We start from the raw sequence: 5,346 nt of genomic DNA, 5'->3' as shown, positions 1-5,346 counted from the left end.
GGCCCACGGCGGGCTATACCCCCGCCGTGGGCCTGACAGCTCGTGGGTGAGAATGGGCGCCGTGCCCGTCAGCCCCGCCCCGCTCCGCCCGACGACGCCCGCGCCGGGAACCCCGGACATCCCGGCCGCGCTCGTCGCGCGCACGGTCGCGTGGTTCGACGACGCCGCGCGCGACCTGCCGTGGCGGCGCCCGGACCGCACGCCGTGGGGCGTGCTCGTCAGCGAGGTGATGCTGCAGCAGACGCCGGTGGTGCGGGTCGAGCCGGTGTGGCGGGCCTGGCTGGACCGGTGGCCGACGCCCGCCGACCTCGCCGCCGCGCCGACGGCCGACGTCCTGCGGGCGTGGGACCGGCTCGGCTACCCGCGGCGTGCGCTGCGCCTGCAGCAGTGCGCCGTCGCGATCGTCGAGCGGCACGACGGCGTGGTCCCCGACGACGAGGAGGCGCTGCGCGCCCTGCCCGGGATCGGCGAGTACACGGCGGCCGCGGTGCGCGCGTTCGCATTCGGACGCCGGTCCGTCGTCGTCGACACCAACGTGCGGCGCGTCCTGTCCCGCACGCTCGCCGGCACCGCGCTCGGATCGCCCTCCCCCACGGCCGCGGAGCGCGACCTCGCCGCGGGCGTCGTGCCCGACGACGACGCCACCGCCGCGCGCTGGGCGGCGGCGTCGATGGAGCTCGGCGCGCTCGTGTGCACCGCCCGGGCGCCGCGCTGCGGCGCGTGCCCGGTGGCGGACCTGTGCGCCTGGCGCGCCGCCGGCCACCCGCCCGACGCGCACGCCCACCGTCGTCGCACCCAGGCCTGGCACGGCACCGACCGCCAGGTGCGCGGGCGCGTCATGGCCGCGCTGCGCGCCGCCGTCGAGCCCGTGCCCCGCGCCCTGCTCGCCGACTCCGGCCCCGACCAGGCCCAGGTCGACCGCTGCCTCGGCGGCCTCGTCGAGGACGGGCTCGTCGAGCAGGACGAAACCGGCCGCTACCACCTGCCCGCCTGATGGCCCCCCACCGTTGCGGGTGGGATCGTGGCCCTCTTCTCACCGATCTCGGGGCCACCGGCGCACCCACAACGGTGATCAGAGCTCGAGCAGCATCCGGGTGTTGCCGAGGGTGTTGGGCTTCACGCGCGCCAGGTCGAGGAACTCGGCGACGCCGTCGTCGTGGGAGCGCAGCAGCTCGGCGTACACCTCGGCGTCCACCGGCGTGCCGTCGATCTCGCGGAATCCGTGGGTGCGGAAGAAGCCGACCTCGAAGGTCAGGCAGAACACCCGGCGCAGCCCGAGCCGGCGCGCCCGCTCGACGAGGCCCTCGACGAGCGCGTGCCCCACGCCGCGGCCGCGCCACGCCGGGTCGGCGGCGAGGGTGCGCACCTCGGCGAGGTCGTCCCACATGACGTGCAGCGCGCCGCACCCCACGACGCCCCCGTCGACGTCGGCGGCCACGAGGAACTCCTGGACGGCCTCGTAGTAGCCGACCATCTCCTTGGCCAGCAGGATGCGCCGCTCGGCGTACGGCTCCACGAGGCGGCGCACGGCGCGCATGTCCGCCGGCAGGGCGGAGCGGACGGCGAACGACGCGCCGTGGTCCTGGGGCCGGCGGTCCCCGGGCGGTTCCGGAAGCACGCCGTCACTCTACGAGCGGGTCCCCCTCCCGGCGCGGGCATCCCGGTGCACGGACGTTCACGGTTCCTCCACGAGCGCGGCGGCCGTGACCTCGTCGATCACGAGGTCGGTGACGACGCCGGCCGCGAGCGCCGCCCGCAGGGGCGCCACCTTGTTGCCGCCCGCGACGGCGCACAGCCGCCGCGGGATGCGGCGCAGCTCGGCGGGCGCGGGCCCGGTGGCGCGGGCGTTGAGGGAGATGTCGCGGTAGGTGCCGTCGGCGCGGACGAAGACGGTGCAGACGTCGCCCACGACCCCCTCGGCGTCCAGCAGGGCGACGTCGTCGGGGTCGAGGTACCCGGCGGAGTACACGTGCGAGGGCACGCCCCCGGTGAGGGCACCCACGGAGAACAGGGCGATGTCGGCGCGGCCCTGGACGTCGAGCACGCGGCGCACGGAACGCTCCCGCCACATCGCGGCCTTGGTCTCGGCGAAGTCGAAGAACGCCGGCACGGGGAAGTAGTGGACGGACGCGTCGAAGGCGGTGCCGAACCCCGAGATCAGGTCCCCCGCGTAGCTCATGCCCGAGGTCCGCGTGTTGGCCGCGCCGTTGAGCTGCACGACGGCGGACCCGCGGGTCGGCTTGTGGGGCAGGTGCTCGGTGATCGCGGCGAGGGTGGTGCCCCACGCCACGCCGAGCACCATGTCGGAGTCGAACCAGCGCGCCAGCAGCCGCGCGGTGGTGATGGAGACCTGCTGCAGCCGGTCGTCGTCGCTGGCGGAGTCCGAGACGGGCACCACGTACGCGTCGATGCCGTACCGCTCGGCGATCTGCTGGCCGAGGCCGGGCGCCCGCGACGGGCCGGGGCGCAGCGTGATCTCGACGACGCCGGTGTCCCGCGCGCGCTTGATCAGCCGGGACACGGTGGAGCGGGACGTGCGCAGGTGTCGCGCGATCGTCTCCATCTTCATGTCCTGCAGGTAGTACATCGTCGCGGCCATGACCACGTCGCGTTCCCGGTAGCTCGCCATCCCCCCAGCATGCACCAGGTGCACGTTTGTGCACCCAGGTTGCGCGGACGTGCTGGCGGTGCTGACCTGGGACCGTCGTCGATCGGAAGGAACCACGATGGCCTCCACCCGGCTCACAGCCGAGTCACGCACCCAGGCCCTCGCCGCGCTCAAGGGCTCCCACACCCCCAGCGGCGAGCTCGACGTGCTCGTCGTCGGCGGCGGGGTCACCGGCGCCGGCATCGCGCTCGACGCCGCCACCCGCGGCCTGTCGACCGCGATCGTCGAGGCGCAGGACTGGGCGTCGGGCACGTCCAGCCGCAGCAGCAAGCTGGTGCACGGCGGTCTGCGCTACCTGCAGATGCTCGACTTCCACCTCGTCAAGGAGGCGCTCACCGAGCGCGACCTCCTGCTCAAGGACATCGCCCCGCACCTCGTCAAGCCGGTGCCCTTCCTGTACCCGCTGGAGCACCGGCTCTGGGAGCGCGCGTACGTCGGCGCCGGCATCGCGCTCTACGACACGCTCGCGTCCCTCGCCCCGGGACGCCGCGCCATGCCGCTGCACCGGCACCTGTCGCGACGCCGGATGGAGACCAAGTTCCCCGACCTCGCGCACGACGCCGCCATCGGCGCCGTGCAGTACTGGGACGCGTCGGTCGACGACGCCCGGCTCGTGTCCACGCTCGTCCGCACCGCCGTCAGCTACGGCGCGCACGCGGCGTCGCGCACGCAGGTCGTGGCGCTCACCAAGGGCGCCACGGGCGCGGTGAACGGCGCCGTCCTGGTGGACCTTGAGAGCGGCGAGGAGATCACCGTGCGCGCCCGGCACGTCATCAACGCCACCGGCGTGTGGACGGAGGACACCGAGGCGCTGGCCGGCGACACCGGCGGCCTGCGCGTGCTGGCCTCCAAGGGCGTGCACATCGTGGTCCCCCGCGAGCGCATCAAGGGCACGGTCGGCCTGATCCTGCAGACCGAGAAGTCGGTGCTGTTCGTCATCCCGTGGTCCCGGTACTGGGTGGTCGGCACCACCGACACCCCCTGGACCCAGGACCCGACCCACCCGGTCGCCACCGCGCAGGACATCGACTACATCCTGGACCACGCCAACGCGGTGCTGGCCCACCCGCTCTCCCGCGACGACATCATCGGGACCTACGCGGGCCTGCGGCCGCTGCTGCAGCCCGGCACCAAGGAGGGCACCAGCTCCGCCAAGGTGTCGCGCGAGCACACCGTCGCCAGCCCGGTGCCCGGCCTCACCGTCATCGCCGGCGGCAAGCTCACGACCTACCGCGTGATGGCGAAGGACGCCGTGGACTTCGCCATCGGCCAGCGCGCCGCCGCGCTCCCGTCGATCACGCACCAGATCCCGCTGCTGGGCGCCGTCGGGCTGCAGGCCACCCGTCGCCTCGCCCGCACCTGGGCGGCGAAGTACGGCTGGAAGCCCCCCATGGTCGACCACCTGCTGCACCGCTACGGGTCGCAGCTGCGGCACCTCGTCGAGCTGTGCGAGCAGGACCCGTCGCTCGCCCGCCCGCTCGAGCACGCCCCCGCGTACCTGCGCGCCGAGATCCACTTCGGCGTCAGCCACGAGGGCGCGCTGCACCTCGAGGACCTGCTGCTGCACCGCACCCGCCTCGTGTACGAGGTCGCGGACCGCGGCCTGGCCGCGCTGCCCGAGATCGCCGACGTCGCGGCGCCCCTGCTCGGCTGGGACGACGCGACCAAGCAGGCCGAGATCGACGCCTACACCGCCCGCGCCCAGGCCGAGGACGCGGCGGAGAACGAGCCCGACGACGCCAGCGCGGAGGCCGCACGCCTCCGTGCCACCGACGTCGCCGCCATGCAGCCCCTGCGGGGCTGATCCGACCCCGGCCGGACGTCCGGCCGGTCTCCCGCAGGGCTCCGCCCGTCGCGGGCTCTCTCCGATCCCGGAGAGGACAACGTGGTCCCTCAAGAGAAAGAGATCCGACGATGGACTCATTGATCATGCAGGCGTTCTGGTCCGAGATCCTCGGGACCGCGACGCTGATCCTGCTGGGCGCGGGCGTCGTCGCCAACGTCGTGCTCCCGAGGACGAAGGGCTTCGAGGGCGGCTGGCTGCTCGTCAACTTCGGGTGGGGCCTCGCGGTCTTCGCGGGTGTCTTCACCGCCTACAAGTCCGGCGCGCACCTCAACCCGGCCGTGACGATCGGCCTCTACTCGGCGCAGCAGCCGTTCGCGACGCTCACCGGCCCGGAGGGGCGGGTCACCGCCACGATCGAACCGACCGTGAGCAACATGTTCATCTACTTCGCGGCGGAGATGATCGGCGCCATCATCGGCGCGGTGCTCGCCTTCATCGTGTACAAGAAGCACTTCGACCAGGAGGCGCCCGGCGCCACCAAGCTCGCGGTGTTCTCGACCGGGCCGGAGCTGCGCTCCTACGGCTGGAACTTCGTCACCGAGGTCATCGCGACCTTCGTGCTGGTGTTCTTCGTCGTCGTCTCGGGCAAGACGCCGTCCGGGCTCGGGCCGCTCGCCGTCGCGCTCATCGTGGTCGCGATCGGCGCCAGCCTCGGTGGCCCGACCGGGTACGCCATCAACCCGGCCCGAGACCTCGGACCCCGCATCGCGCACGCGTTCCTGCCCATCAAGGGCAAGGGCTCCAGCGACTGGGCGTACTCCTGGGTGCCCGTCGCCGGCCCGCTCGTGGGCGGCGTGCTCGCCGGCCTCCTCGGCTCCGTCTACTCCTGATC

Annotated in this window: 5 protein-coding genes; 3 read left to right on the top strand and 2 right to left on the bottom strand. The window is 73.7% G+C overall.

The window, feature by feature from the left end; translation table 11 throughout:
• Positions 1-52 precede the first annotated feature (52 nt).
• A complete protein-coding gene (locus ACFUVW_RS19285; protein ID WP_430572915.1) occupies positions 53-994 on the top strand; it encodes an A/G-specific adenine glycosylase in 942 nt (313 codons plus the stop codon).
• Between the two features lie 78 nt (positions 995-1,072).
• Here the strand turns inward: ACFUVW_RS19285 and ACFUVW_RS19280 are convergent, their stop codons facing one another.
• Both ACFUVW_RS19280 and ACFUVW_RS19275 read right to left on the bottom strand, forming a co-directional pair.
• A complete protein-coding gene (locus tag ACFUVW_RS19280) occupies positions 1,073-1,618 on the bottom strand; it encodes an amino-acid N-acetyltransferase (protein WP_430572914.1) in 546 nt (181 codons plus the stop codon).
• Between the two features lie 57 nt (positions 1,619-1,675).
• Positions 1,676-2,629 (bottom strand): sugar-binding transcriptional regulator, encoded by a 954-nt coding sequence (locus tag ACFUVW_RS19275; protein ID WP_430572913.1) that lies wholly within the window; start codon positions 2,627-2,629, stop codon positions 1,676-1,678.
• Between the two features lie 97 nt (positions 2,630-2,726).
• On the opposite strand from ACFUVW_RS19275, the gene ACFUVW_RS19270 reads away from it, so the two are divergent.
• Both ACFUVW_RS19270 and ACFUVW_RS19265 read left to right on the top strand, forming a co-directional pair.
• Positions 2,727-4,472, top strand: coding sequence for a glycerol-3-phosphate dehydrogenase/oxidase (locus tag ACFUVW_RS19270; RefSeq protein WP_430572912.1), 1,746 nt, complete (start codon positions 2,727-2,729; stop codon positions 4,470-4,472).
• A 110-nt stretch (positions 4,473-4,582) separates the two neighbouring features.
• A complete protein-coding gene (locus tag ACFUVW_RS19265) occupies positions 4,583-5,344 on the top strand; it encodes an MIP/aquaporin family protein (RefSeq protein WP_430572911.1) in 762 nt (253 codons plus the stop codon).
• The last annotated feature ends 2 nt before the right edge of the window (positions 5,345-5,346 follow it).

This window comes from Isoptericola sp. NPDC057391, from assembly GCF_042668085.1.
In the GTDB taxonomy this organism is placed as follows: Bacteria; Actinomycetota; Actinomycetes; order Actinomycetales; family Cellulomonadaceae; genus Isoptericola.
Note: the sequence above shows the minus strand (reverse complement) of the source record. Positions and strands in the feature narration are given on the sequence as shown.

Bases quoted from the DNA above. Each gene is read 5' to 3' on its own strand.
- ACFUVW_RS19285 (WP_430572915.1), top strand. From the start codon at position 53: ATGGGCGCCGTGCCCGTCAGCCCCGCCCCGCTCCGCCCGACGACGCCC.
- ACFUVW_RS19270 (WP_430572912.1), top strand. From the start codon at position 2,727: ATGGCCTCCACCCGGCTCACAGCCGAGTCACGCACCCAGGCCCTCGCC.
- ACFUVW_RS19265 (WP_430572911.1), top strand. From the start codon at position 4,583: ATGGACTCATTGATCATGCAGGCGTTCTGGTCCGAGATCCTCGGGACC.
- ACFUVW_RS19275 (WP_430572913.1), bottom strand. From the start codon at position 2,629: ATGGCGAGCTACCGGGAACGCGACGTGGTCATGGCCGCGACGATGTAC.